23 protein-coding genes are annotated in these 24,676 nt (G+C 61.7%); 8 read left to right on the forward strand and 15 right to left on the reverse strand.

The genetic code is table 11. The annotated features are described in order from the left end of the window. Nucleotides 1-12: 12 nt before the first annotated feature. The 5 genes from RHP74_RS17845 (at nt 13) to RHP74_RS17865 (ending at nt 4,836) form a co-directional block, all read left to right on the forward strand. Nucleotides 13-906 (forward strand): SMP-30/gluconolactonase/LRE family protein, encoded by an 894-nt coding sequence (locus RHP74_RS17845; protein ID WP_311095967.1) that lies wholly within the window; start codon nt 13-15, stop codon nt 904-906. 61 nt (nt 907-967) lie between these two features. Continuing rightward, entirely contained in the window at nt 968-1,939 is a 972-nt protein-coding gene (locus RHP74_RS17850) for a TRAP transporter substrate-binding protein (protein WP_010455104.1), read from the forward strand. 78 nt (nt 1,940-2,017) lie between these two features. Further along, complete coding sequence (locus RHP74_RS17855) at nt 2,018-2,545, forward strand: TRAP transporter small permease (protein ID WP_311095968.1); 528 nt, start codon at nt 2,018-2,020, stop codon at nt 2,543-2,545. Then, a complete protein-coding gene (locus RHP74_RS17860) occupies nt 2,546-3,826 on the forward strand; it encodes a TRAP transporter large permease (protein ID WP_109630287.1) in 1,281 nt (426 codons plus the stop codon). A gap of 125 nt (nt 3,827-3,951) precedes the next feature. After that, complete coding sequence (locus tag RHP74_RS17865) at nt 3,952-4,836, forward strand: aldose 1-epimerase (RefSeq protein WP_311095969.1); 885 nt, start codon at nt 3,952-3,954, stop codon at nt 4,834-4,836. On the opposite strand, the gene RHP74_RS17870 is transcribed toward RHP74_RS17865, so the two are convergent. From RHP74_RS17870 to pedF, 12 genes are all read right to left on the reverse strand, one after another. Continuing rightward, complete coding sequence (locus tag RHP74_RS17870) at nt 4,821-6,548, reverse strand: NahK/ErcS family hybrid sensor histidine kinase/response regulator (protein ID WP_010455112.1); 1,728 nt, start codon at nt 6,546-6,548, stop codon at nt 4,821-4,823. The genes RHP74_RS17865 and RHP74_RS17870 overlap by 16 nt on opposite strands. After that, nucleotides 6,532-7,695 (reverse strand): alcohol dehydrogenase-like regulatory protein ErcA, encoded by a 1,164-nt coding sequence (ercA, locus tag RHP74_RS17875; RefSeq protein WP_010455114.1) that lies wholly within the window; start codon nt 7,693-7,695, stop codon nt 6,532-6,534. Before ercA ends, RHP74_RS17870 begins: the two co-directional genes overlap by 17 nt. 227 nt (nt 7,696-7,922) lie before the next feature. Further along, on the reverse strand, nt 7,923-9,056 hold the full coding sequence (gene pqqE, locus RHP74_RS17880; RefSeq protein WP_010455116.1) for a pyrroloquinoline quinone biosynthesis protein PqqE: 1,134 nt from the start codon (nt 9,054-9,056) through the stop codon (nt 7,923-7,925). Next, a complete protein-coding gene (gene pqqC, locus RHP74_RS17885; protein ID WP_154501123.1) occupies nt 9,053-9,805 on the reverse strand; it encodes a pyrroloquinoline-quinone synthase PqqC in 753 nt (250 codons plus the stop codon). Before pqqC ends, pqqE begins: the two co-directional genes overlap by 4 nt. A gap of 139 nt (nt 9,806-9,944) precedes the next feature. Further along, nucleotides 9,945-10,859, reverse strand: coding sequence for a pyrroloquinoline quinone biosynthesis protein PqqB (gene pqqB, locus RHP74_RS17890; protein WP_311095971.1), 915 nt, complete (start codon nt 10,857-10,859; stop codon nt 9,945-9,947). Nucleotides 10,860-10,912: 53 nt separating this feature from the next. Then, on the reverse strand, nt 10,913-10,984 hold the full coding sequence (gene pqqA / locus RHP74_RS17895) for a pyrroloquinoline quinone precursor peptide PqqA (RefSeq protein WP_010455123.1): 72 nt from the start codon (nt 10,982-10,984) through the stop codon (nt 10,913-10,915). A gap of 246 nt (nt 10,985-11,230) precedes the next feature. Further along, a complete protein-coding gene (locus RHP74_RS17900; protein ID WP_154501125.1) occupies nt 11,231-12,751 on the reverse strand; it encodes an aldehyde dehydrogenase family protein in 1,521 nt (506 codons plus the stop codon). 262 nt (nt 12,752-13,013) lie between these two features. Beyond that, entirely contained in the window at nt 13,014-14,792 is a 1,779-nt protein-coding gene (locus RHP74_RS17905) for a PQQ-dependent methanol/ethanol family dehydrogenase (RefSeq protein WP_010455128.1), read from the reverse strand. Nucleotides 14,793-15,064: 272 nt separating this feature from the next. Continuing rightward, nucleotides 15,065-16,003 (reverse strand): quinoprotein relay system zinc metallohydrolase 1, encoded by a 939-nt coding sequence (locus RHP74_RS17910; RefSeq protein ID WP_311095973.1) that lies wholly within the window; start codon nt 16,001-16,003, stop codon nt 15,065-15,067. 15 nt (nt 16,004-16,018) lie between these two features. Beyond that, nucleotides 16,019-16,780 carry a quinoprotein dehydrogenase-associated SoxYZ-like carrier gene (locus tag RHP74_RS17915; protein ID WP_311095974.1) on the reverse strand — a complete coding sequence of 254 codons (762 nt, stop codon included), beginning with the start codon at nt 16,778-16,780 and terminating at the stop codon, nt 16,019-16,021. Next, entirely contained in the window at nt 16,777-17,655 is an 879-nt protein-coding gene (locus RHP74_RS17920; protein WP_311095975.1) for a transporter substrate-binding domain-containing protein, read from the reverse strand. The genes RHP74_RS17915 and RHP74_RS17920 overlap by 4 nt, the downstream gene beginning before the upstream one ends. Nucleotides 17,656-17,659: 4 nt before the next feature. Next, nucleotides 17,660-18,121: a cytochrome c-550 PedF gene (pedF, locus tag RHP74_RS17925; protein ID WP_077749292.1), complete on the reverse strand. Its 462-nt coding sequence runs from the start codon at nt 18,119-18,121 to the stop codon at nt 17,660-17,662. A gap of 254 nt (nt 18,122-18,375) precedes the next feature. On the opposite strand from pedF, the gene exaA reads away from it, so the two are divergent. Together exaA and RHP74_RS17935 are read left to right on the forward strand one after the other, a co-directional pair. Continuing rightward, nucleotides 18,376-20,268: a quinoprotein ethanol dehydrogenase gene (gene exaA, locus RHP74_RS17930; protein ID WP_311095976.1), complete on the forward strand. Its 1,893-nt coding sequence runs from the start codon at nt 18,376-18,378 to the stop codon at nt 20,266-20,268. Between the two features lie 235 nt (nt 20,269-20,503). Then, nucleotides 20,504-21,151: a pentapeptide repeat-containing protein gene (locus RHP74_RS17935; RefSeq protein WP_311095977.1), complete on the forward strand. Its 648-nt coding sequence runs from the start codon at nt 20,504-20,506 to the stop codon at nt 21,149-21,151. A gap of 139 nt (nt 21,152-21,290) precedes the next feature. On the opposite strand, the gene RHP74_RS17940 is transcribed toward RHP74_RS17935, so the two are convergent. The 3 genes from RHP74_RS17940 to RHP74_RS17950 are packed head-to-tail and all read right to left on the reverse strand — an operon-like array spanning nt 21,291 to nt 23,313. Next, nucleotides 21,291-21,929, reverse strand: a complete 639-nt coding sequence (locus RHP74_RS17940) for a response regulator transcription factor (RefSeq protein ID WP_010455143.1) — start codon at nt 21,927-21,929, stop codon at nt 21,291-21,293. Next, on the reverse strand, nt 21,926-23,188 hold the full coding sequence (locus RHP74_RS17945; RefSeq protein ID WP_083376514.1) for a histidine kinase: 1,263 nt from the start codon (nt 23,186-23,188) through the stop codon (nt 21,926-21,928). The genes RHP74_RS17940 and RHP74_RS17945 overlap by 4 nt, the downstream gene beginning before the upstream one ends. A 2-nt stretch (nt 23,189-23,190) precedes the next feature. Beyond that, complete coding sequence (locus RHP74_RS17950) at nt 23,191-23,313, reverse strand: hypothetical protein (protein WP_255311831.1); 123 nt, start codon at nt 23,311-23,313, stop codon at nt 23,191-23,193. Between the two features lie 159 nt (nt 23,314-23,472). Between RHP74_RS17950 and RHP74_RS17955 the strand changes: the two genes are divergently transcribed. Beyond that, nucleotides 23,473-24,657, forward strand: a complete 1,185-nt coding sequence (locus RHP74_RS17955) for an ABC transporter substrate-binding protein (RefSeq protein WP_311095978.1) — start codon at nt 23,473-23,475, stop codon at nt 24,655-24,657. Nucleotides 24,658-24,676 lie beyond the last annotated feature (19 nt).

The raw sequence follows: 24,676 nt of genomic DNA on the forward strand, positions 1-24,676 counted from the left end.
GAATGAGTTGCCATGCAAGCCGAATTGATTGTTGATGCCCGTAACGTGGTAGGAGAAAGCCCGGTCTGGGTCCCCGAGGAAAACGCCCTGTACTGGGTGGATATTCCTGCCGGTGGATTGCAGCGCTGGAGCGCCGACAGCGGTCATGTCAATGCCTGGAAAGCCCCGCAGATGCTCGCCTGCATCGCCCGTCACCGCAATGGCGGTTGGGTGGCCGGGATGGAAAGCGGCTTCTTCCATTTGCAGCCGCACAACGACGGCAGCCTCGACAGCGAACTGCTGGCCCTCGTCGATCATGCCCGCGTCGACATGCGCCTGAACGACGGTCGCTGTGATCGTCAGGGCCGTTTCTGGGCCGGCAGCATGGTGCTGAACATGGGCGCCAACGCCGCCGATGGCACGTTGTATCGCTACAGCGCCGGGCAACGCGGACCGCTCGAAGCGCAACTCGGCGGGTTCATTGTGCCCAACGGCCTGGGCTTCAGCCCGGACGGCCGGACGATGTACCTGTCTGATTCCCATCCCCTGGTCCAGCAGATCTGGGCCTTCGATTACGACATCGACAGCGGCACGCCATCCAATCGGCGGTTGTTCGTCGACATGAATCAATTCCCCGGACGCCCCGACGGCGCCGCCGTTGATGCTGAAGGCGGCTACTGGATCTGCGCCAACGACGCCGGGCTGATTCACCGCTTCACCCCGGATGGCCGACTGGACCGCTCCGTCGCCGTGCCCGTGAAAAAACCCACCATGTGCGCCTTCGGTGGCAGTCGACTGGACACGCTGTTCGTGACCTCGATCCGCCCCGGTGACGACCATGACCCGCAATCACTGGCCGGCGGCGTGTTTGCGCTCAATCCCGGCGTCAAAGGTTTACCGGAACCGCTGTTCAACGATCTGCTTTAACCGCTTCTGCTACACCCTTGCGCCTTGAATACAAAAAAAATAACAAACTGGAGACACCCCCATGGACTTCAAACGCACCTTGCTCGCCGCTGCACTCCCTTTGGCCTTCACCCTCAGCAGTGCCGCTCAGGCGCTGGAAATCAAATTCGCCGACATCCACCCCACTGGTTATCCGACCGTGGTGGCCGAGGAGCAACTGGGTAAAACTCTGGTGGCCGACAGCAACGGCGCCCTGACCTTCAAGATGTTCGCCGGCGGTGTGCTCGGCTCGGAAAAAGAAGTGGTTGAACAAGCCCAGGTCGGCGCCATTCAGATGGCGCGGGTCAGCCTCGGTATCGTCGGGCCGGTGGTGCCGGACGTGAACGTGTTCAACATGCCGTTCGTGTTCCGCGACCAGGCGCACATGCGCAAGGTCATTGACGGTGAAGTCGGCGACGAGATCCTGGCCAAAATCACCGATTCCGAGTTTGGCCTGGTTGCCCTGGCCTGGATGGATGGCGGTACTCGCAACATCTACACCAAAAAACCGGTCAACAACCCCGAAGATCTCAAAGGCATGAAGATCCGCGTAATGGGCAACCCCATGTTCATCGAAACCATCAACGCCATGGGCGGTAACGGGATCGCGATGGACACTGGCGAAATCTTCAGTGCCTTGCAGACCGGTGTGATCGATGGCGCAGAAAACAACCCGCCAACGCTGCTTGAGCACAACCACTATCAAAACGCCAAGTTCTACAGCCTGACCGGCCACCTGATCCTGCCCGAGCCTATCGTGATGTCGAAAATCACCTGGGAAAAACTCACCCCCGAGCAGCAGACGCTGGTGAAGAAAGCAGCCAAAGCCGCACAGGCGCAGGAACGCATCTTGTGGGACGCGAAGACGGCCAGCAGTGAAGAAAAACTCAAGGCCGCCGGGGTCAAGTTCATCACCGTCGACAAGAAACCTTTCTATGAGGCAACCGCCTCGATCCGCGAAAAATACGGCGCGCCTTATGCCGACCTGATCAAGCGCATCGAAGCCGTTCAGTAACCCTCCTTGCCCTCATGAAAGGCCCGGCGCCATTGACGTGGGTATATGTCAGTGCGCGCCCGGTTACGGTGAAACCCGATGAAGAATCTGCTGCTACGCATTAACGACAGGATTTACATGACCTGCATCTGGGTAGCCGGTCTGTCGGTCCTGACCATTTCCCTGATCATTCCCTGGGGCGTCTTTGCCCGTTACGTGCTCGGCACCGGCTCAAGCTGGCCGGAGCCCGCCGCCATCTTGCTGATGATTGTCTTCACCTTCATCGGCGCCGCTGCCAGCTACCGCGCCGGCGCGCACATGGCCGTGGCCATGCTCACCGACCGCATACCCCCCGGAGTGCGCAATGCGATGGCGATTGTCTCGCAACTGCTGATGGCGACCATCTGCCTGTTCATGACTATCTGGGGCACCAAGCTCTGCCTGTCGACCTGGAACCAGTTCATGAGCGCAATGCCGACGCTGCGCGTGGGCATTACCTACATGCCGATCCCGATTGGCGGCTTGCTGACGCTGATCTTTGTCCTGGAAAAACTCTTGCTCGGTGACCAGAGCAACCGTCGGGTCGTGCGTTTCGACCTGGTTGAAGAAAGCGAAGGGGCTGCCTGAATGGACGCGTTGATTCTGTTGGGCAGTTTTATTGCACTGATCCTGATCGGCATGCCGGTCGCTTACGCACTGGGGCTTTCCGCCCTGATCGGTGCGTGGTGGATCGACATCCCGTTCCAGGCGCTGATGATTCAGGTCGCCGGCGGCGTGAACAAATTCTCGTTGCTGGCGATTCCGTTCTTCGTACTGGCCGGCGCGATCATGGCCGAGGGCGGCATGTCCCGCAGGCTGGTGGCCTTTGCCGGTGTGCTGGTCGGGTTTGTCCGTGGCGGCTTGTCGCTGGTCAACATCATGGCGTCGACCTTCTTCGGCGCAATCTCCGGCTCTTCGGTGGCGGATACCGCCTCAGTCGGCTCGGTGCTGATTCCTGAGATGGAACGCCGCGGCTACCCGCGGGAGTTTGCCACGGCCGTCACGGTCAGCGGCTCGGTGCAAGCGCTACTGACCCCGCCCAGCCACAACTCGGTGCTCTACTCCCTGGCCGCTGGCGGCACGGTGTCTATTGCGTCGCTGTTCATGGCCGGCGTCGTCCCGGGCCTGCTGATGAGCGCGTGCCTGATGGTGCTGTGCCTGATCTTCGCGAAAAAACGCAACTACCCCAAGGGCGAAGTCATCCCCTTGAAACAGGCGCTGAAAATCTGCGGCGAAGCCATGTGGGGCCTGATGGCGATGGTCATCATCCTCGGCGGGATTCTCTCGGGTATTTTCACCGCCACCGAATCGGCGGCGATTGCGGTGCTGTGGTCGTTCTTCGTGACCATGTTCATCTACCGCGACTACAAGTGGAGTGAACTGCCGAAGCTGATGCACCGCACGGTGCGGACGATTTCGATCGTGATGATCCTGATCGGCTTCGCGGCGAGCTTCGGCTACATCATGACGCTGATGCAGATTCCGTCGAAGATCACCACGATGTTCCTGACCCTGTCGGACAACCGTTACGTGATTCTGATGTGCATCAACGTCATGCTGCTGTTGCTCGGCACCGTGATGGACATGGCGCCGCTGATCCTGATCCTGACGCCGATCCTGATGCCGGTGATTCTGGGCATTGGCGTGGACCCGGTGCAGTTCGGCATGATCATGCTGGTGAACCTGGGGATCGGATTGATCACGCCGCCGGTGGGCGCGGTATTGTTTGTGGGGTCGGCCGTGGGCAAAGTCAGTATCGAAAAAACCGTGAAGGCGCTGTTGCCGTTCTATGCCGTGCTGTTCCTGGTGCTGCTGGGCGTGACCTACATTCCGGCGCTGTCGCTGTGGTTGCCACATTTGGTGTTGTAAAACCTTTTCTGCAGGCGCCAGGCTTGCCGGCGAAAGCGTCCCTGAGTGCGCCTTCGCCGGCACGCCTGGCGCCTACAAACAGCCTGTTCACCCATTACCAAAAAACCTGAATATCGCGGGTCAACATGACGCCAGAAATTCTCGAACTCAAAGACGAACTCACCCACCTCACCCTCGCCCCCGGACTCGGCGGCAGCGTTGTCAACTGGACCGTTCGCAGTACCGGGCAACCGCTGCTGCGCCACAACGACGCTCATGCGCTGAACACCGGCCTGCCGGGCAAGCTGGGCTGCTATCCCCTGGTCCCCTGGTCTAACCGCATCGCCGAAGGAGGTTTTGACTGCCCCGAAGGCTGGCTCGCCTTGACGCCCAACAGCCTCACCGATCCGTTACCGATTCACGGCAGCGCCTGGCAACAACCGTGGCAGGTGATGTCGCAGACCCATGACGAAGTCGTCCTGCAACTCAACAGCATTGCCCCCTTCGCCTATCGCGCCCGGCAGCGGTTTCATCTGAAAGAGGGCCGATTGAGTATCGATCTGCACGTCACCCACTTGGCCAAACACCCCGCGTGGCATGGGCTCGGCCTGCACCCGTACTTTCCGCGCACCGCCGACACGCGACTACAGGCTCAAGCGGAAAAAGTCTGGTTATGCGATCAATCTAAACTGCCGACCGAACGGATGGACGTGCCCGACGAGTGGGACTTTCATCAGCTCAAAACCCTGCCGGACACGCTGGTCGACAACGGTTTCTGCGAATGGGACGGTCATTGCCTGATCCAGCAACCCGAGCTCGGTTATGAACTGGAATGCCAGGCCACCGGCAGCGATAACTACCTGCTCTACTGCCCGGTGGGCCTGGGTTTTTTCTGCATCGAACCGGTCAGCCATCCGGTCAACGCCCACCACCTGCCGGGTCGGCCGGGGCTGCGTCTGCTGGAGCAAGGTCAATCCACCGAACTGGGTTTCAGCCTGCACTATCGCCGGCTTGATCAGCCCAACATCTGACTGAGCACTGCACGCAGCTTGCCGGGTTTCACCGGTTTGTTCAGCAGCGGCGCGTCGAGTCGCTGCAACGAGCGCCGACATTGGTCGGTGCGGTCGGCGGTGATAATCACCGCTGGAATCGTCCGGTTGAAATGCTCGCGCAAGTGCCGCACCACATCACAGCCCACCACCCCGTGATCGAGGTGGTAGTCCGCCAGGATCAGTTCCGGCGCCCGCCCCTGCAAGGCCGCCAGCGCTGAGTGTTCATCCGTGGCAATGACCACCTCGCAACCCCACTGCCCGAGCAGAGCGCTCATGCTCTCCAGAATGCTCACTTCGTTGTCCAGCACCAGCAGGCGCCGGCCCGGCAACGGGTTACCCGTACCCGGCTGCGGCGCGGCCAGACTGATCGGTAGCGGAATCTCATGGGAAATCGGCACGTCAATGCTGAACATCGAACCGCGTCCCGGGCGCGAATGTACGCCTATTTTATAGCCGAGGATCTTGGCGATACGCTCGACAATCGCCAGTCCGAGCCCCACGCCCTTACGGTCAGCGGCGCGCCCGACGTCCAGTTGATTGAATTCGAGGAAGATCGAGTCCAGCCGGTCCGCCGCGATCCCGCGCCCGGTGTCCCACACTTCCAGGCGCAGCATGTTGCCGCGCCGTCTGGCCCCCAGCAGAATGCAGCCCTCATCGGTATATCGGCAGGCGTTGCTGAGAAAGTTGCGCAGGATCCGCGTCATCAAGCGCAAGTCGGTGTGAATGGCGTAGTCGCCCATGTGCACCCGCAGGTTCAACCCGGCGGCCTCGGCCACCGACTGGAACTCCGAGACCAGCGGCGCGAGCAATTCGTCGAGGCGGTACAACGCGACGTCCGGCTTGACGGCAGCCTGATCGAGCCGGGAAATGTCGAGCAAATCGGTGAGCAAATCTTCAGCGCCTTCCAGGGCCTGGTGCGTGCGCTCCACCAGCACCTGCTCGACATCCGGCAATTTGCGCTCGCGTAACGTCGAGATCAGCAAACGGGCGGCGTTGAGCGGTTGCAGCAAGTCATGGCTGGCGGCAGCGAGGTATTTGTCCTTACTGCGGTTGGCGGCTTCGGCGGCGTCCCGGGCGTCGCGCAACGCTTCTGCGATCTGTTTACGCTGGGTGATCTGCTGTTGCAGGTTGCGATTGGCTTCGAGCAGTTCGTCGGTGCGCGCGGTCACCCGCTGCTCCAATTCGTCATTGAGTTGTTGCAGGCGCTGCTGGGCGATTTTGCGTTCGGTAATGTCGGCGACAAAGCCCTCTACCAGCCCTTCCTGATCGGGTTTGAGCAACAGGTTCATCAACACGTCAAGGCTGCTGCCGTCCTTGCGCCGCAATTGGGTTTCATAACCGTGCAGGCTGCCTTGGTGGCGGAGGATTTCGCCGATGTTCTCCAGCTCCCGGGCACCGCCGACAAACAGGTTGCTCGCCAGGTCCGCCAGCGAAAACAACACTTCTTGCGGGTCCTGATAGCCGAGCATTCGTGCCAGCGCCGGGTTGGCGGCGCGCATGCCTTGCAGCAGGCTGGCCTGGAAGATCCCGTGCACGGCGTTTTCGAACAGCCACTTGTAGCGGTTGCGCTCGGCTTCCAACTCGTCCAGCCGTGCGGCGAGTTCCGGGTAATGGCTCTTGCGCGCCGAGTGGCTGCCTAATCCCAGTAGCCCGGCGAGCGCGCGTTGCTGCTCGTCAGAGGGCTTCGCCATAGACGACCTCGACATCACGCTGACTGGATTCGCGCGGGTTGGTGAGGATGCAGGGGTCGTGCATGGCGTGTTGCGACAGGAACGGAATGTCCGCGGTGCTGACCCCGTGCAACCCCAGGGTTTCATGGAAGCCGATCGCGTGTTTCAGGGCGATCAGGTGCTCGACCAGCCGTCCGCTGATCTGCCGGTGATTGAGGCCACGGCAATCGATGCCGAGGGTCTCGGCGATCACCTTGAAGCGATCCGGCGCCGAGCTGTAGTTGAACGCCACCACGTGTTCCACCAATACCGCGTTACACAAGCCGTGGGGCAAATCGAGGAAGCCGCCGAGGCTGTGGGACATCGCGTGCACCGCGCCCAGAATCGCATTGGAGAACGCCAACCCGGCCTGCATGCTGCCCAGCATGATTTTTTCGCGCAGGGCGATGTCGCCCGGGTTGGCGATCATCTGCACCAGGTTACCGTTGATCAGGCGCATCGCTTCCAGGGCGTGCGGGTCGGTCAGTGGCCCGTGGCCGGTGGAGACGAACGCTTCGATGGCATGCACCAGCGCATCGATGCCGGTACAGGCCGACAGGAACGGGTCCATGCTCAGGGTGGTTTCCGGGTCGATCAGCGACACGTCCGGCACCACGGCCTTGCTGACGATGGAGAACTTCATGCGTTCTTGCTGGTTGGAAATGATCACGAACTGCGAGACATCGGCCGAGGTGCCGGCGGTGGTCGGAATCAGGATCAACGGCGGGCTGGGCACACGAATGGTGTCGACGCCTTCGAATTCAAGGATGTTGCGCCCATGGGCGACGACGATGCCGATGCCTTTGCCGCAATCCATCGGGCTGCCACCGCCGACCGCAACGATCACATCGCAGTGGTTTTCCTTGTACAACTCGGCGCCGAGCATGACTTCCTCGACCCGCGGGTTGGGTGACACGTCGCTATAGAGAAAGTAATCGATGCCCTGGGCTTGCAGGCTGGCTTCGACATCGGCCACCCAACCGGCGGCAATCACACCGGGGTCGCTGACCACCAACACCTTGCGCGCACCAAAGGTTTTGGCGCAGTTGCCGACGTTATGCCGGCAACCGGCACCGAAGATGATTTCAGGCGAAACGAATTTACGCAGCTGGCTGAGACTCTGGCTCATTGGAAAGCCTGTTTTTATTGTTTTGAAGGTAGAACCACACTAACCCATCCCGACGCGAATGCAATCAGACCAATGGGTAGCAAGCAGGCCGATATTGTATTCACCGTAAATCCCCTGTGGGAGCGAGCCTGCTCGCGAAAGCGGTGGGTCAGGCAATGTAGATGTTGAATGTGCAGGCCTCTTCGCAAGCAGGCTCACGCCTACAGGGAATTTGGGTCGTCCTTGGTTTATCCGCGATAGATCAGCCGCGATGCTTTCTCGTTACGCAACGTAAGGTGTTCCATGCCCTGCCCCGGCGCGTCCGCTTCGTCGCGGGCCTTGAGGATCACCCCGTGGTGCGCCGACTTGCTGCACACCGGGTCGGCGTTTTCGGCATCACCGGTCAGCATGAACGCCTGGCAGCGACAGCCGCCCAAATCCTTGTGCTTCTCATCGCAGGAGCGGCACGGCTCTTTCATCCAGTCATCGCCACGAAAGCGGTTGAAGCCGAAGGATTCGGTCCAGATGTGCGAGACGCTATGTTCGCGCACGTTGGGAAACTCCACCGGTAACTGGCGGGCGCTGTGACAAGGCAGTGCCGTGCCGTCCGGGGTGATGTCGAGAAACAGGTTGGCCCAGCCGTTCATGCAGGTCTTGGGGCGCTCTTCGTAGTAGTCCGGGGTGACGAAGATCAGCTTGCAGGGATGCCCTTGGGCCTCGAGTCGCTCGCGGTATTCGTTGGTGATGCGCTCGGCACGCTGCAATTGCTCGCGGGTTGGCAACAGGCCGACGCGGTTGAGTTCGGCCCAGCCGTAGAACTGACAGGTGGCCAGCTCGACGAAGTCCGCTTCCAGTTCCAGGCACAGGTCGATGATCTGCGCGATCTGGTCGATGTTGTGCCGGTGGGTGACGAAATTCAGCACCATCGGGTAACCCTGGGCCTTGACTGCTCGGGCCATGGCGAGCTTCTGGGCGAAGGCCTTGCGCGAGCCGGCGAGCATGTTGTTGACCTGTTCGTCGGCGGCCTGAAAGCTGATCTGGATGTGGTCCAGCCCGGCGACCTTGAAGTCGCGGACTTTCTGCTCGGTCAGGCCGATGCCCGAGGTGATGAGGTTGGTGTAATAACCCATGTCCCGCGCCGCTTTGATCAGCTCGGCCAGGTCCTGTCGCACCAATGGTTCACCGCCAGAAAAACCCAGTTGCGCCGCGCCCATCTCCCGGGCTTCGCGGAACACCCGAATCCATTCTTCGGTACTCAATTCCTCGCCTTGCTGGGCGAAATCCAGCGGGTTGGAGCAATACGGGCACTGCAACGGGCAGCGGTAGGTCAGCTCGGCCAATAACCACAAGGGCGGACCGGGTGGCTGTTCGATCAGGTTCACAGGGCGATCCCCCGGTGCCAGACATTCTGCTTGGTGACGGTGTGATACGGCGGCCGACCCAGCTCATAGGCCATGCTCATCGCGTCGAGCATGCTCCACAGCACGTCGAGCTTGAACTGCAGAATCTCCAACATGCGTTGCTGGCCGTCGACCGTGACGTAGTGCGCCAGGGTGATGCGCAAACCATGCTCGACATCGCGCCGCGCCTGGCTCAGGCGCGTGCGGAAATAGTCGTAACCGGCCGGGTCGATCCACGGGTAATGGGTGGGCCAGGCGTCGAGTCGGGACTGATGGATCTGCGGCGCGAACAGTTCGGTGAGCGAACTGCTGGCCGCTTCCTGCCAACAGGCGCGACGGGCGAAATTGACGTAGGCGTCCACCGCGAAGCGCACGCCAGGCAGCACCAATTCCTGAGAAAGGATTTGCTCACGGTCCAACCCCACCGCTTCACCCAGACGCAGCCAGGCTTCAATGCCGCCTTCACTGCCGGGGACGCCATCGTGGTCGAGGATGCGTTGCAGCCATTCACGGCGCACGTCGCGGTCCGGGCAGTTGGCGAGGATCGCGGCATCCTTGAGCGGGATGTTCACCTGGTAGTAGAAGCGATTGGCGACCCAGCCCTGAATCTGCTCGCGGGTTGCACGGCCGGCGTACATGGCTTGGTGGAACGGGTGGTGGATGTGGTAGTAGGCGCCTTTGGCGCGCAGGGCTTGCTCGAACTCGGCGGGGGACATGGGTTGGTCAGTCATTGCGGTTCTCCGGATTTCTCGGTGTTACGGCTGACACCTTCGCGGGCAAGCCTCGCTCCTGCAAGGTTTCGCCGACTGCAGAAGTGGCGCACGACACAAAACTTGCAGGAGCGAGGCTCGCCCGCGAAGAGGCCATGAGCTACAGCTCAATACTCATGCCATCAAAAGCCACCTCAATCCCCCGCCGCGCCAGCAACGCGCGCTCAGCCGAGTCTTCATCGAGGATCGGATTGGTGTTGTTAATGTGGATCAGCACTTTGCGTTGACGGGTAAACTCTTCCAGCACTTCAAGCATCCCGCCAGCACCGCTTTGCGGTAGATGCCCCATTTCACTGCCCAGGCTCTGGCCGACTTCACACACGCGCATCTCGTCGTCTCGCCACAGGGTGCCGTCCAGCAGCAGGCAATCGGCGCGTTGCATCCAGCTCAGCACTTCGTCGTCGATTTGCCCAAGGCCCGGGGCGTAGAACACGCTGGCGCCGCTGCGCCGGTCTTCGATAAACAAACCGATGGTGTCGCCCGGTTGCGGATGGCCGCGATTGGGCGAGTACGGCGGCGCGTTGCTCACCAGCGGAATCGCGCGAAATTGCAGGTGTTCGCAGGCTTTGATGCGGAATGGTTCACGGTCCAGCCCGACCGGTTGCCAGTGCAACCCGCCGTTCCAGTGCTCAAGCATGGTGAATAAGGGAAAACCACTGCTCAGGTCTTGATGCACGCGTTCGGTGCACCAGACCGAATGCGGGCAGCCTTCGCGCAGGCTCAACAGACCAGTGCAATGGTCGATCTGGCTGTCCAGCAGGACGACTGCGGCGATCGCCGTATCGCGCAAGCGACGGGCCGGTTGTAGTTCCGGGAAACCTTCAAGCTGCGCGCGAATGTCCGGTGACGCATTGCACAGCACCCACTCCACACCGTTGTCGCTCAGGGCAATCGACGACTGCGTGCGCCGTTGCGCCCGCAGGCTGCCATTGCGCATCCCGGCGCATTGGCGGCAGTTGCAGTTCCATTGCGGAAAACCGCCACCAGCGGCGGAACCGAGAACGCGGATGTGCATGGGAGGCTCCAGAAGGCAGGCCCGGCCAACGCGACGGCTGGCCGGGTGGACAATCAACGGTTGGCGAAATACATCGTCACTTCAAAACCAATGCGCAGATCGGTAAACGCGGGTTTATTCCACATGGGTCAATCCTCTTCTTGTGCCGGGACATTCCGGTAAAGCCATTAATGCACGGGGCGCGAGACGACCGAATGCTACTTTCGAACGAGGTGGCGGCGTGCGTTGGTAGGGGGTCTTCAAGCGAACAAAAACCAATGTGGGAGCGAGCCTGCTCGCGAAGAGGCCAGCACATTCAACATGATGTTGACTGTCAGGCCGCCTTCGCGAGCAGGCTCGCTCCCACAGGGGATTGCGGTGTGCCTAGGGGATCAGAAAAAGCCCATCGGGTTGATGTCGTAGCTCACCAGCAGGTTTTTGGTCTGCTGATAATGGTCGAGCATCATCTTGTGGTTTTCACGGCCGACACCGGACTTCTTGTAGCCACCGAACGCCGCATGCGCCGGGTACAGGTGGTAGCAGTTGGTCCAGACCCGCCCGGCCTTGATCGCCCGGCCCATGCGGTAGGCGCGGTTGATGTCGCGGGTCCACAGGCCGGCGCCGAGACCGAACTCGCTGTCGTTGGCAATCGCCAGAGCTTCGGCTTCGTCCTTGAAGGTGGTGATACCCACCACCGGGCCAAAGATTTCTTCCTGGAACACGCGCATTTTATTGTGGCCCTTGAGCAGGGTCGGCTGGATGTAATAGCCGCTGGACAAGTCGCCCTCCAGACGCTCGGCCGCGCCGCCGGTGAGCAGTTCGGCACCCTCCTCCTGGGCAATTTTCAGGTACGAGAGGATCTTGTCGTATTGCTGCTCGGACGCCTGGGCGCCGACCATGGTTTCGGTGTCCAGCGGGTTGCCGCGCTTGATCTTGACGATCTTCGTCATCACCACTTTCATGAAGTCGTCGTAGATCGACTCCTGCACCAGGGCCCGGGACGGACAGGTGCAGACCTCACCCTGGTTGAAGAACGCCAGCACCAGGCCTTCAGCGGCCTTCTCGATGAACTGCGGCTCGGCTTGCATGATGTCTTCGAAGAAGATGTTCGGCGACTTGCCGCCCAGCTCGACGGTGCTTGGAATGATGTTCTCGGCCGCGCATTTCATGATGTGCGCGCCAATCGGCGTGGAACCGGTGAAGGCAATCTTGGCGATGCGCTTGCTGGTGGCCAGCGCCTCACCCGCTTCACGGCCGAAGCCCTGGACGATGTTCAAAACGCCGGGGGGCAGCAAGTCGGCGATCAGCTCGGCGAAGACCATGATCGACAGCGGCGTCTGTTCGGCGGGTTTGAGCACCACGCAGTTGCCGGCAGCCAGGGCCGGGGCGAGTTTCCAGGCGGCCATCAGCAGCGGGAAGTTCCACGGGATGATCTGCCCGACCACGCCCAGCGGCTCGTGGAAGTGATAGGCGGTGGTCAGCTCATTGATCTCGGCGGCGCCGCCCTCTTGGGCGCGGATGCAGCCGGCGAAATAACGGAAATGGTCGGCGGCCAGCGGCACGTCGGCGTTCAGGGTCTCGCGCACGGCCTTGCCGTTGTCCCAGGTTTCGGTGACAGCGAGGATTTCCAGGTTCTGTTCGATACGGTCGGCGATTCTCAGCAGCACCAGCGAGCGATCCTGGGCCGAGGTCTTGCCCCAGGCATCCGCCGCCGCATGGGCAGCGTCGAGGGCTTTTTCGATGTCGGCGGCGTTGGAACGCGGGAATTCGGCGATGACTTCACCGGTGACCGGCGAGGTGTTGGTGAAGTACTCGCCATTGACCGGGGCAACGAACTCGCCGCCGATGAAGTTGCCGTAGCGCGCTTTGAAGGAAACGACGGCGCCGGGTGTTCCGGGTTGTGCGTAGATCATGGTGGGCCTCTGTCTGGGTCGATGCCTGTCGGGCAAACAGGCGATGAACCGATAGTAGAGAGCCCCGCGTGCCAGACGAATGCGCCGTTGGCAGGGGGACTCTCGTTATTTGGTCGTAGAAAACGCCTCGGTTCTTGATCGTTCCCACGCTCCGCGTGGGAATGCCTCAACGGACGCTCCGCGTTCGGCTCTTGGGACGCAGAGCGTCCCGGGCTGCATTCCCACGCAGAGCGTGGGAACGATCAATGCGGTGGATTCAGGGTTAGTGTTTGGCCACGACGAGGTCTTTGGGCAGCTTGAAGGTCCAGAGCATCCCGCCCTGGTTGAAGTCCTTGATGCGCTTGGCTACTTCGCCGCCCCACAACGGCACGGCGCCACCCCAGCCGGACAGCACCGAAACGTATTGTTCGCCGTCCATTTCCCAGGTCACAGGCGAGCCGAGGACGCCGGAGCCGGTCTGGAATTCCCAGACTTTCTCGCCGGTCTTGGCGTTAAACGCCTGGAGGAAACCTTCCGGCGTGCCGGTGAACACCAGGTTGCCCTTGGTGGTCAGCACCCCGCCCCACAGCGGCGCGAAGTTCTTGTGGCGCCAGACTTCCTTGCCGGTCTTCGGATCGATGGCGCGCAGCACACCGATGTAGTCTTCGTTCAATGGCTTGATGGTGAAGCCTGCACCGAGGAACGCCGCGCCTTTCTTGTAGGCGATGCCTTCGTTCCAGATGTCCATGCCCCACTCGTTGGACGGCACGTAGAACAGTCCGGTGTCCTTGTTGTAGGCCATCGGCATCCAGTTTTTCGCGCCGAGGAACGCCGGGGCGACGAACACCGAACTGCCTTTGGCTTCGGTGCCCGGTGCGCCAGGGCGGCTGGCTTCGTTGTAGATCGGCCGGCCCTCTTTATCCAGGCCAGTGGCCCAGGTGATCTTGTCCACGAACGGGAAGCCGCGAATGAATTTGCCGTTGGTGCGGTCCAGCACGTAGAAGAAACCGTTACGGTCAGCGGTGGCGGCGGCTTTGATTTCTTTGCCGCCTTCGGTGTAGTTGAACGACACCAGCTCGTTCACACCGTCATAGTCCCAACCGTCGTGCGGCGTGCTCTGGAAGTGCCATTTGATGGTGCCGTCGTCCGGGTTGAGCGCCAGGCGCGACGACGAGTAGAGGTTGTCGCCAGGACGCAGGTGCGAGTTCCATGGCGCCGGGTTGCCGGTGCCGAACAGCAGCAGATTGGTTTCCGGGTCGTAGTAGCCGCCGAGCCAAGGCGCCGCGCCGCCGGTTTTCCAGAGATCGCCGGGCCAGGTCTTGCCGGCTTCACCGCCGGAGATACCGTTCTCTACCGCTTTGCCGTCCTTGTAGGTGTAACCCATGTGGCCTTCGACGGTAGGTCGGGTCCACAGCAGATCGCCGTTTTTCGGGTCGTAGGCTTCGATCTTGCCGACCACGCCGAATTCGCCACCGGCCACGCCCGTGATCAGTTTGCCGTTGATCACCAACGGCGCGGCGCTGATCGAATAACCTTCTTTGTGGTCGGCAACTTTCTTGCTCCAGACCACTTTGCCGGTGTCCTTGTTCAGGGCCACAAGCTTGGCGTCGAGGGTGCCGAAGAACACCAGGTCGCCGTACAGCGCGACGCCGCGGTTGATCACGTCACAGCAAGGACGGATGTCATCGGGCAGGCGCGCATCGTATTGCCAGAGTTTCTTACCGGTGCGTGCATCCACGGCAAACACTCGCGAGTAGGACCCGGTCATGTACATCACGCCGTCCTTGATCATCGGCTGTGCTTGCTGACCGCGCTGTTTTTCCCCGCCAAAGGAGAACGCCCAGACCGGGCGCAAGTCCTTCACGTTACTGACGTTGAGGGTGTCCAGCGGGCTGTAGCGCTGACCCTGGACGCCCAGACCGTTGGTGACGATCTGCTCCGGGTTCTTGGGGTCCTGGAGAATGTCCTGGTCGGTGACGCCGGCCAATGCCTGGCCGGACAACAGCATAGCACTGAGCAACAGGCTCAAGACGAAGGGTTGGCGACGTGCGGGTTGGGTCATGACGGCTGCCTCTGCGGTTTTTGTTATACCCGGGAAATTTTCCCGGTCTGGTGCAGATTCTTGGGCGCCGCCGCCCTCGCAACAATTGCCCGCAGTGTGGAGATTGCTAGTTCCTTAGTAGCGGGTCGGAGCAGATGAACACCGGTTATGTAGGTCGACACCGGCCCCTGTGGGAGCGAGCCTGCTCGCGAAGGCGCCGTGTCAGGCAACCTTATTGTCAATCGGCACACTGCTTTCGCGAGCAGGCTCGCTCCCACAAAAAAGTGTGTGGGTCATTTGTTTGCGGTGGAATCGACTCGGGTCATCTGCGCGCGCTCATAGCGCGGATACAGATGACTGACGCTGCGAATCAGCTCATAGCGACTCAGGCTGATGCCAGCAAACCGCTCGGGAATGGGGCTGCGGATCATCTCGCTCATGTCACTGCCATTGGCGGCGCCGTCGCGCATGAGCTGATCGAGCCAGGTGAGGTAGTCGCGCATTTGCTCGAACGGTTTTGTGTCCGTGGCCACCGGTCCATGGCCGGGCACGATCAGCGTCCACGGCAGGCCTTGTAGCGTGGCGATGTCCACCAGCCACACCGACAGCCCCGGACTGTTGGGCGTGGTCAGCGCCCTTTGATAAAACACCAGGTCCCCGGCAAACAGCACGCCGGTTCTCTGGTCGAGAATAGCCAGATCCGCACCGGTGTGCCCACCCAGGCTCAGCAGGCGCAGATCGTGATTCCCAAAATTCAATACGCCAGGCTCCAGCGTCCGGGTCGGCAGCAGCACTTCGGTGCCGCGCATCCAGTCCCCCACCAGTCGATACATATTTTCGGCCATGGCGTCACCCTGCCGATGCAACAGCTCGGTGGTGCCGGCCAACGCACCGATTGGCACGTCGCTGAAGGCCTGGTTGCCCAGCACATGGTCCGGGTGGTGATGGGTCAGCAACACCTCAATCACCGGTTTATCAGTGGTCGCGGCGATGGCTTTGCGCATCGCTTCGCCGTAGCGCCTGGACGGCCCGGTGTCGATCACCACCACCCCGCGGTCAGTGACGATGAACGCGGTATTGACGATGTTGCCGCCGTTGGCCTTGGCGAAATTGTCGGTGCTGCCTTCGAGCAGCCAGGTGTCTTCGGCGATCTGCCGGGGCTTGAGCACATAGTCGAGGTCCGCCAGGGCCGGCAGGCTCAGGCTCATGAACAACAGCAGCATCCAGCGCATCACGCGCTCCTTGGGTCAGGGTATGGCCGCATCGAATTGATTGCCGCTGTTGTCGCGCAGCACCAGGCGCGTCTGCCCTGCCCCTTCGATGTCGAAGGCCAGGTTGGGGTTCTCGCTGACGGCGGGAAACAGCTCCAGTCGGGCCAGCAGATGATCGTTTCCGTCGCGCAGTTCAGCATGGTTGATAAAGAATTCAGGGATGCCGCTGACCATGCCGTTGTCCATCGGATGCGCCACTTGCAAGCGCACCCGGCTGAACTCACCGCGCGGATAACGACCGCCCAGTACTTCGCCGATGTGCTCTTCCCAGCCAGGCTCGGTGCGCACGACGCTGGGTGCAGTGCAACCACCGCCCGCCGCATCGATCAGTGTCGAGCCGACATGCCAGAGGCCGTCACGGGTCAGCACCGCCGCGCGCAACGGCGTGGCTTGTTCGATACGGATGCGGATCGACAGCCACGGCAATACGCGATCCAGCGGTTGGAAATCGACTATTTTCGGCAACGGATTGAGTTCCGCCCAAGCGAGGATTTTCACCACCTCGCCTTTAAACGCCCGGGCGTCGATTTCCAATGGCACTTGCCGGGCATCTTCGGCGAACGGCGGCGCCAGCAGCTTGACCCGGTCATCGAACACGAACGGTGCATTGCCGAGCATCTGCTTGTGGTAGAAGGCCCACATCACCGAGGGCACTGGGTCTTTGCCCGGCTCGATACCGGCAGCGTGCGCCGCCAGGGGCAACCAGCAGAGCAACAGGCAACTCGCTCGCCAGTTCACGGTTGGTACATCTCGGGCACGTCATAGCGCAGGCCGTAATGACCGTAAATGGTGTTGACCGCCCCTTCACGGATCAAGCTCTCCAGCGCCTCTTCCACGGCATAGGCCAGTTGCCGGTTGCTTTCATGCACCGCCATGCCGATCTCCCAGAGTTGCTTGCCCATGTTCGGGTAAGCGTTTTGCGCCAGCGCCACTTGTGGGTCGTTGGCTTGGTGAACTTGCCAGTCGATCTCGCCACGCATGGCCATCACCGCATCGATTTCACCGGCCTTCATCGCGACGAAGGCTTGCGGTACACCGGGATAGTGGTGGGTTTTGCCGGCGAGCATGCCGTTAAACACCGAGGTCAGGTAGAACGACGGCACGCTGTCGACTTCGACGCCAATCGGATGGTGTTCGAACACGGCGACGCTGCCTACCTTGTCGAGACGGCGGCGATCATAGGCGACCTGCCATTGTTCGTTCTGGTACGGCCCGAACATCACCACATGGCCGTTTTCCAGCTCACCCAGTTCGTTGCGTTTTTGCGCGTAATCGCGGTCATACGGCACGCGCATCATCAGGTCGGCCAGCTGCAGGTCATGCAGCTGACTGGCCCGCCAGATGTAGTCGCGCAGGTCGTCATCGAGCTTCTCGCCGGCGGGCGCCCAGATCAGCGTCAGGCGCACGCCCAGCGCTTTGGCCAAGGCTCCGGCAAGCTCGACATCCACCCCGCGCGGCTGGCCGGCGTCTTCAAAACTGTAGGGGGCGAAGTCCTTGTAGACCGCCACTTTCAACTCCCCGGCAGCGATCATTTCGTCATAGGTACGGACCTGCGCCTGCACGACCTGGCAGCACAGCAACACAGCGCTGAAAAATACAGCGAGCAGGCGCATGGAGTTACTCCTCGACGTGAACGGTGTCCAGGTAGGTGCGCACCGCCCATAACGCTTCCTGGCTCAGGTAATCCGCCATTTTCGGCATGTAGACCCGGCCATCCCGCACAGCGCCGTGACGCACGCGTTCGACGAACCATTCATCCCCCGCTTCGCCAACATCGAGCATGCGCAAATCGGGGGCGATGCCGCCAGACTTGGCTTCCAGGCCATGACAGGCGGCGCAGTTCTGGTTATAGGCCGAGGAGCCGATTTCCACGGCTTTCTCATGTTCCGGGGAGGCACGATACGGATTCACCGCCGCCCAACCGTCGGCATCCACCTGCACGCCGGCATCTTTGATCGGGGTCAGGCCTGGGGTGGCGATCGCCTGCGGTACCACGTTGCCGTGGGCCCAGACGGAGCCTGCACTGATAAAGCCGGCCAGCAGTCCGGCAACGAGCAAGGCGTTGCGTTTTGTTGTCATTGTTATGCCCTCAAGATTGCACGCAAAACCTCTTTGAAGAGGCTATGGCACCCATATTGGTACCGGCCTCGCGCAATCCCCATGCTGCTTTGGTGGTCGCCTTCTAGTCCCTTGGTAGTAGGGCTTGTGACGCACACCCAAATCAGGTGCCGTTCGGGAAGTCTTCCCGGTCACAGCGGGACTTTTTCCGTATCCGGCAACCGGCCGGGCGCACCACCCTGTGCAGGCCAAAACCTCCACTGGGAACCGCAACCATGACAATAAGATCGCTACCCGCCCTTTCCCCTCTGTCTATCGCCGTGCAGGCTTTTCTGCTGGTGGGCAGCCTGTCCCTGAGTGCTGCAAGTCACGCAGCAACCGCACCGGCCACGCCCACCCGCAACGTGACGTGGGAAGACATTGCCAATGATCACCTGACCACCAAGGACGTGCTGCAATACGGCATGGGCACCAACGCTCAACGCTGGAGCCCGTTGGCTCAGGTCAACGACAAGAACGTGTTCAAGCTGACGCCGGCCTGGTCCTATTCGTTCGGCGATGAGAAGCAGCGCGGCCAGGAATCCCAGGCCATCGTCAGCGATGGCGTGGTCTACGTCACCGGTTCCTATTCGCGGGTGTTTGCTCTGGATGCCAAGACCGGCAAGCGCCTGTGGACCTACAACCATCGCCTGCCGGACAACATTCGTCCGTGCTGCGATGTGGTCAATCGCGGGGCGGCGATCTTTGGCGACAAGATCTACTTCGGCACCCTCGATGCGCGGCTGGTCGCCCTGGACAAGAACACCGGCAAGGTGGTGTGGAACAAGAAGTTCGGCGATCACGCCGCCGGCTACACCATGACCGGCGCCCCGGTGCTGATCAAAGACAAGACCACCGGCAAGGTGCTGCTGATTCACGGCAGCTCCGGCGATGAGTTCGGCGTGGTCGGCCAGCTGTTTGCGCGCGACCCCGATACGGGTGAAGAAGTCTGGATGCGGCCCTTCGTCGAAGGCCACATGGGCCGGCTGAACGGCAAGGACAGCACCACCACCGGCGACGTCAAGGCACCGTCCTGGCCGGATGACCCGACCACCGAAACCGGCAAGGTCGAAGCCTGGAGCCACGGCGGCGGTGCCCCTTGGCAGAGCGCCAGTTTCGATCCGGACACCAACACCATCATCGTCGGCGCCGGCAACCCCGGCCCGTGGAATACCTGGGCGCGCACTTCCAAGGACGGCAATCCCCACGACTATGACAGCCTCTACACTTCTGGCCAGGTCGGCGTCGACCCGAGCACCGGCGAGGTGAAATGGTTCTACCAGCACACGCCAAACGATGCCTGGGATTTCTCCGGAAACAATGAACTGGTGCTGTTCGATTACAAGGACAAGGACGGTAAAACGATCAAGGCCACCGGCCACGCGGACCGCAACGGTTTCTTCTACGTGGTCGATCGCAACAACGGCAAATTGCAGAACGCATTCCCCTTCGTCGACAACATCACCTGGGCCAGCCACATCGACCTCAAGACCGGCAAACCGGTGGAAAATCCAGGCCAGCGTCCGGCCAAACCGTTGCCGGGCGAGACCAAGGGCAAGTCAGTGGAAGTGTCGCCGCCGTTCCTCGGCGGCAAGAACTGGAACCCGATGGCGTACAGCCAGGACACTGGGCTGTTCTACATTCCGGGCAACCAGTGGAAAGAGGAATACTGGACCGAAGAGGTCAACTACAAGAAGGGCTCGGCCTATCTGGGCATGGGTTTCCGCATCAAGCGCATGTACGACGATCACGTCGGCTCCCTGCGCGCCATGAACCCCACCACCGGCAAAGTGATTTGGGAACACAAGGAAGCGCTGCCGCTATGGGCCGGCGTATTGGCCACCAAAGGCAACCTGGTGTTTACCGGCACCGGCGACGGTTTCCTCAAGGCGTTCGACGCGAAAACCGGCGCTGAGCTTTGGAAGTTCCAGACCGGCAGCGGCATCGTCTCGCCGCCGATCACCTGGGAACAGGACGGCGAGCAATACGTCGGCGTGACCGTCGGTTACGGCGGTGCGGTGCCGTTGTGGGGCGGTGACATGGCCGAGCTGACCAAACCGGTGGCTCAGGGCGGATCGTTCTGGGTGTTCAAGATTCCGAGTTGGGACAACAAGACTGCGCAGAAGTAATCCGCTTGCCCCCTGTGCTCACAGGGGGTTTTCTGGTGCTCAACAAGCTTTTCTGTGGCGAGGGAGCTTGCTCCCGCTGGGCTGCGAAGCGGCCCCCTCATTTTTCAGCAACACCGAGTTGCCTGGATTTACGACTGCTGCGCAGCCGGGCGGGAGCAAGCCCCCTCGCCACAGGAACCCACATAACCGTTGTTTTTTGTGTATCCAGCTGCCCTCCACCTTTCGAGGACCTGTCATGAAGTACCTGCCTCTACTGCTATGGCTTGCCGCCCTTCCGGTTTTCGCCGACAACGGCGACGACTCCCCACTCATCATCAACGGCTGCACCATCGCCGATCACAGCCAATGCCCCGGCGCCAATCTCAAAGGCGCAAACCTGAGCAATCAGGACCTGCGCAACATGAACCTCAGCGGCGCCGACCTGCGCGATGCCGACCTGCGGCACGCCCGACTCGACCTCGCCAACCTGGAAAAAGCGCAGCTGCAAGGCGCCAACCTGACCCGCGCCAGCCTGCAACAAAGCAACCTGCGGCTGGCGGATTTCACCGGTTCAACGTTGATGGCGATCCAGGGCTGGGGGATGTTTGCCCAAGGCGCGCAATTCCAGAACGCCAACCTCAGCGGCGCCTACCTGCAATTCGCCCGCCTCTCCGGCGCGAGAATGCACAACACCAATCTGCGTGCCGCGGACCTGGAAATGACCTGGTTGAGCAAGGCTGACCTCAAAGGTGCCAACCTCAGTGACGCCAACCTGCAAGAAGCCAAGTTAAGTGAAAGCAATCTGGAACAGGCCAACCTCAGCGGGTCGCGGCAGCATTATGCGAATTTTCAGGATGCGAACATGGAGGGCTGCAGCGGTTGCCCGACGACCTGGAACAAATGAACTGTATGCACACAAAACCATTGTGGGAGTGAGCCTGCTCGCGATAGCGGTGTAACAGTCAACTGAGAGGTTGAATGTGCCGACGTATTCGCGAGCAGGCTCGCTCCCACAGTGGATATGGGTTGCCGGCACTATCGAGTCAGCCCGCCTTGCGCACAACCCCCATATCAATCCCCAGATGCACCAGTTCGGCATGGGACGTGACCTGCAATTTGCTCTTGAGCAAGGTCAGGTGGTTGGAGACGGTTTTGCTGCTGATGCTCAACTGTTCGGCAATCAAGCGGGCCGGGGTGCCTTTGGCGAGCATCACGAAAATCTCCAGCTCGCGCTGGGTCATGCTCTGCAATCGCGGGTCGCTGGCGTCCTGTTGCGGGTGGCACGCCAGTTGGGTGGCCAGGGGCTGTTCGATGTAGGCATGGCCGGCGAGGATCCGCTGCACCGCCTCGATCAGCACTTGCGGCGCCGAGCTCTTGGTCAAGTAACCCGAGGCACCCGCCTCCAGCGCCTGGCGCACCAAGGGCAGTTCATCGTGCATGCTGAAAAACAGCACCCGCAATTGCGGCAGTCGTTGACGCAAACGCCGGGTGGTTTCCAGCCCGCTGATCCCCGGCAAACCGAAATCCATGATCACCAGGTTCGGCACAGCTTCCTGAACCCGGATCAGCGCGTCTTCGCCGGTGGCGGCTTCACGCACTTCCATTGCCGGCAACAACGCCCGCAACAAACTCGCGTAGCCCTGACGGACCACCGCATGGTCATCGACCAGCAGAATATTCATGACACCTCCAAAGGCATGCTCAAGGCCAGCGCCCATCCGGCGCCGGGGTGGCTGATGACCCGCAATTCGCCGCCGACGCTGCGCGCGCGTTCGTACATCGAATACAAACCGACGCCGGGCCGCTGCGGTTGTGTGGCGCCGCGCCCGTTATCGCGAATCAACAGGTGCAGATACGCGCCTCGATGTTGCAGGCGAACCCGCACCCGGGTGGCCTGCGCATGCCGGGCGACGTTGGTCAGCGCTTCCTGCAACAGGCGATAGAGCTGGGTTTTGTCCGGCGCGGACAAGGGCGGCAACTGCGCGCCGATCCGCAGCTGGCAGTCAATGCCGTGCCGCCCCTGCCATTGCTCCACCAGTAGGCCAAAGGCTTCTGCCAACGGCAGGTGTTGCAGTACCACCGGATAGAGGTCATGCACCAGCGCCCGAAATCCCTGTTGCAGGTGTTCGCAGTTGTGTTCCAGCTCACGCACCGTGCGTTCCATCACCACGGGTTGATCCGTCACCAGCCGCAACAGACAGGCCTGGGCGCGAATCCCTGCCAGGTACTGGCCGAGATCATCGTGCAGGGTCTGCGCCAGATGAGTGCGCTCCTGTTCCTGCACCGCCAATAACGTCTGTGTCAGATGGGCATTATCGGCGCGCGACTGCTCCAGCGCAGTGGTCATGCGATTGAAATGCGCTGCCAGCTGCCGTGCCTCCGGCATACCTTCCGCGCGCAATCGCACCTTGAGCTGGCCGCCCGAGACCTGCTGCAACGCGCGCAACAATTCATCGAGCAAGCCCATGCCACGGCGCACGGCCCAGCGGATGGTAAGCAGGCTCAAGATCAAGGCGAGGCCACACAGGCCCAGCAATTGCTGCAGCGAATCCCAGACTTCGTCGATCTCATCCCGTGGATCGACCGCAATCTGAACGCGCCGGCCATCGTGCAAATCCAGGACTCGCGCACTGTGCCGGGCTTCGGCGAACAACAGCCGCCCGAGCCACGCATCGAGTCCGGCCTGAACCGGCAGCCGTGCCGCTTCGCCGGGCTCCAGCCAGCGCACCCGCACATGCCGCAGGCTGCCCGTCAATCGGGGCTGGAGGCTGGCGGGATCACGCTCGGCGGTTTCGCTCAGGTACTCGACCACCGCCTCGGCGGATTGCAGTTCGCGCTCCACGTCCGCCAGCGCCTGGTGCACCAGCAACCCCATGCACGCCAGGGTGACCAGGACGAAGAACCCGCAGACCCAAAGGTTGATCCGCCACAGGGCCGACACGGTTAGCGCCCCGGTGTCGCGGGCAAGACCAGCAATGACACCGGGCGGGGGCTGTGGAGCTTGTCGACGCCGATCAGGGTCAGGATCAACAACAACGGCAGGAGCAGCGCTTTGAGAATACGCATGGTCAATCTCCTCCAGTGTGATGGCCGTGATCACCCATGCTAAAACCGCGCCGCTCCGGGCGAGCTACTACCTTGGTACTGCCTCACTGGTACTTTCTGCATATTTCAATCTGCCTCGCAGGCTTCCTATGCTGGCGCTACCTGTAATGGAGTGCCTTTATGCGCCAGCTTGCCCCTTACGCCCTGATCTACCTGCTGGCGATTGCCTGCGCCGCCGGGCTGGCAACGCAGAGCCAGGCGGCGGATGCGCCGTTGCAGGTGCGGATCGGCTACCTGGGCTACCGGCCTGACCCCGGTCCGCTGCTGTCCAACGTGATTCCCGAACCGGTCGATGCCGGGCTTCGCGGCGCCGAACTGGCGATCACCGACAGCAACAGCACCGGGCGTTTTCTCAACCAGAGTTACAGCCTCGTCACGGCCAATGCCGACAGCCCGGATGCCCTGATTGAAGCGGCCAAGGCCCAACATGCACAGGGTCTGCGCCTGTTTGTGGTGAATGCGCCGGTGGAGAGCCTGCGCCGGCTCAGCGCCGTGCTGCCCGACAGCTTGCTGTTCAACGCCGGCAGCCCGGATGACAGCCTGCGCACCACCGACTGCCTGCCAAACGTGCTGCACAGCCTGCCGAGCCGGGCGATGCTCGCCGATGCCCTGGCGCAGTTTCTGGTGCTACGCAAATGGCAACGGGCGCTGCTGATCGTCGGCCCGACCCCGGACGATCAGGCCTACGCCGCCGCCCTGCGCCGCGCCGCCAAACGATTCGGCCTGACACTGGTGGCGGAAAAAGCCTGGAGCTTCGACAACGATCAGCGTCGCAGCGCCCAGGCCGACATGCCGCTGTTCACCCAGACCGCCGAATACGATGTGGTGCTGGTGGCGGACGAACGGGGCGATTTCGGTGAATACGTGCCCTACCAGACCTGGTACCCACGGCCGGTCGCCGGCACGCAGGGCCTGACCCCCGTGGGCTGGCACAAAACCGTGGAAACCTACGGCGCCGCCCAATTGCAGAAACGCTTCGAAGCCCTGGCCGGGCGCTGGATGAATGACCGCGACTTCGCCGCCTGGATCGCCGTGCGCAGCATCGCCAGTGCGGTGAGCAAACTGCGGCAGGTCGATCCCGTGGCGATCCGCACCCTGGAAATCAGCGATCAATTGCCGCTGGACGGTTTCAAGGGGCGCAAGCTCAGTTATCGCCCGTGGAACGGTCAGTTGCGCCAACCGATTCCCATCGTCCAGCCCCGAGCGCTGGTCAGCACGTCGCCGCAAGACGGCTTCCTGCACCCTTTCAACGAAATGGACAGCCTTGGCTACGACAAGCCCGAGGTCAGCTGCAGCTTTCCCTGAGCCAGCTTCCCACAAGAAC

Origin of the sequence: Pseudomonas sp. SG20052 (assembly GCF_031766055.1) — a bacterium.
Classification (GTDB): domain Bacteria; phylum Pseudomonadota; class Gammaproteobacteria; order Pseudomonadales; family Pseudomonadaceae; genus Aquipseudomonas; species Aquipseudomonas mandelii.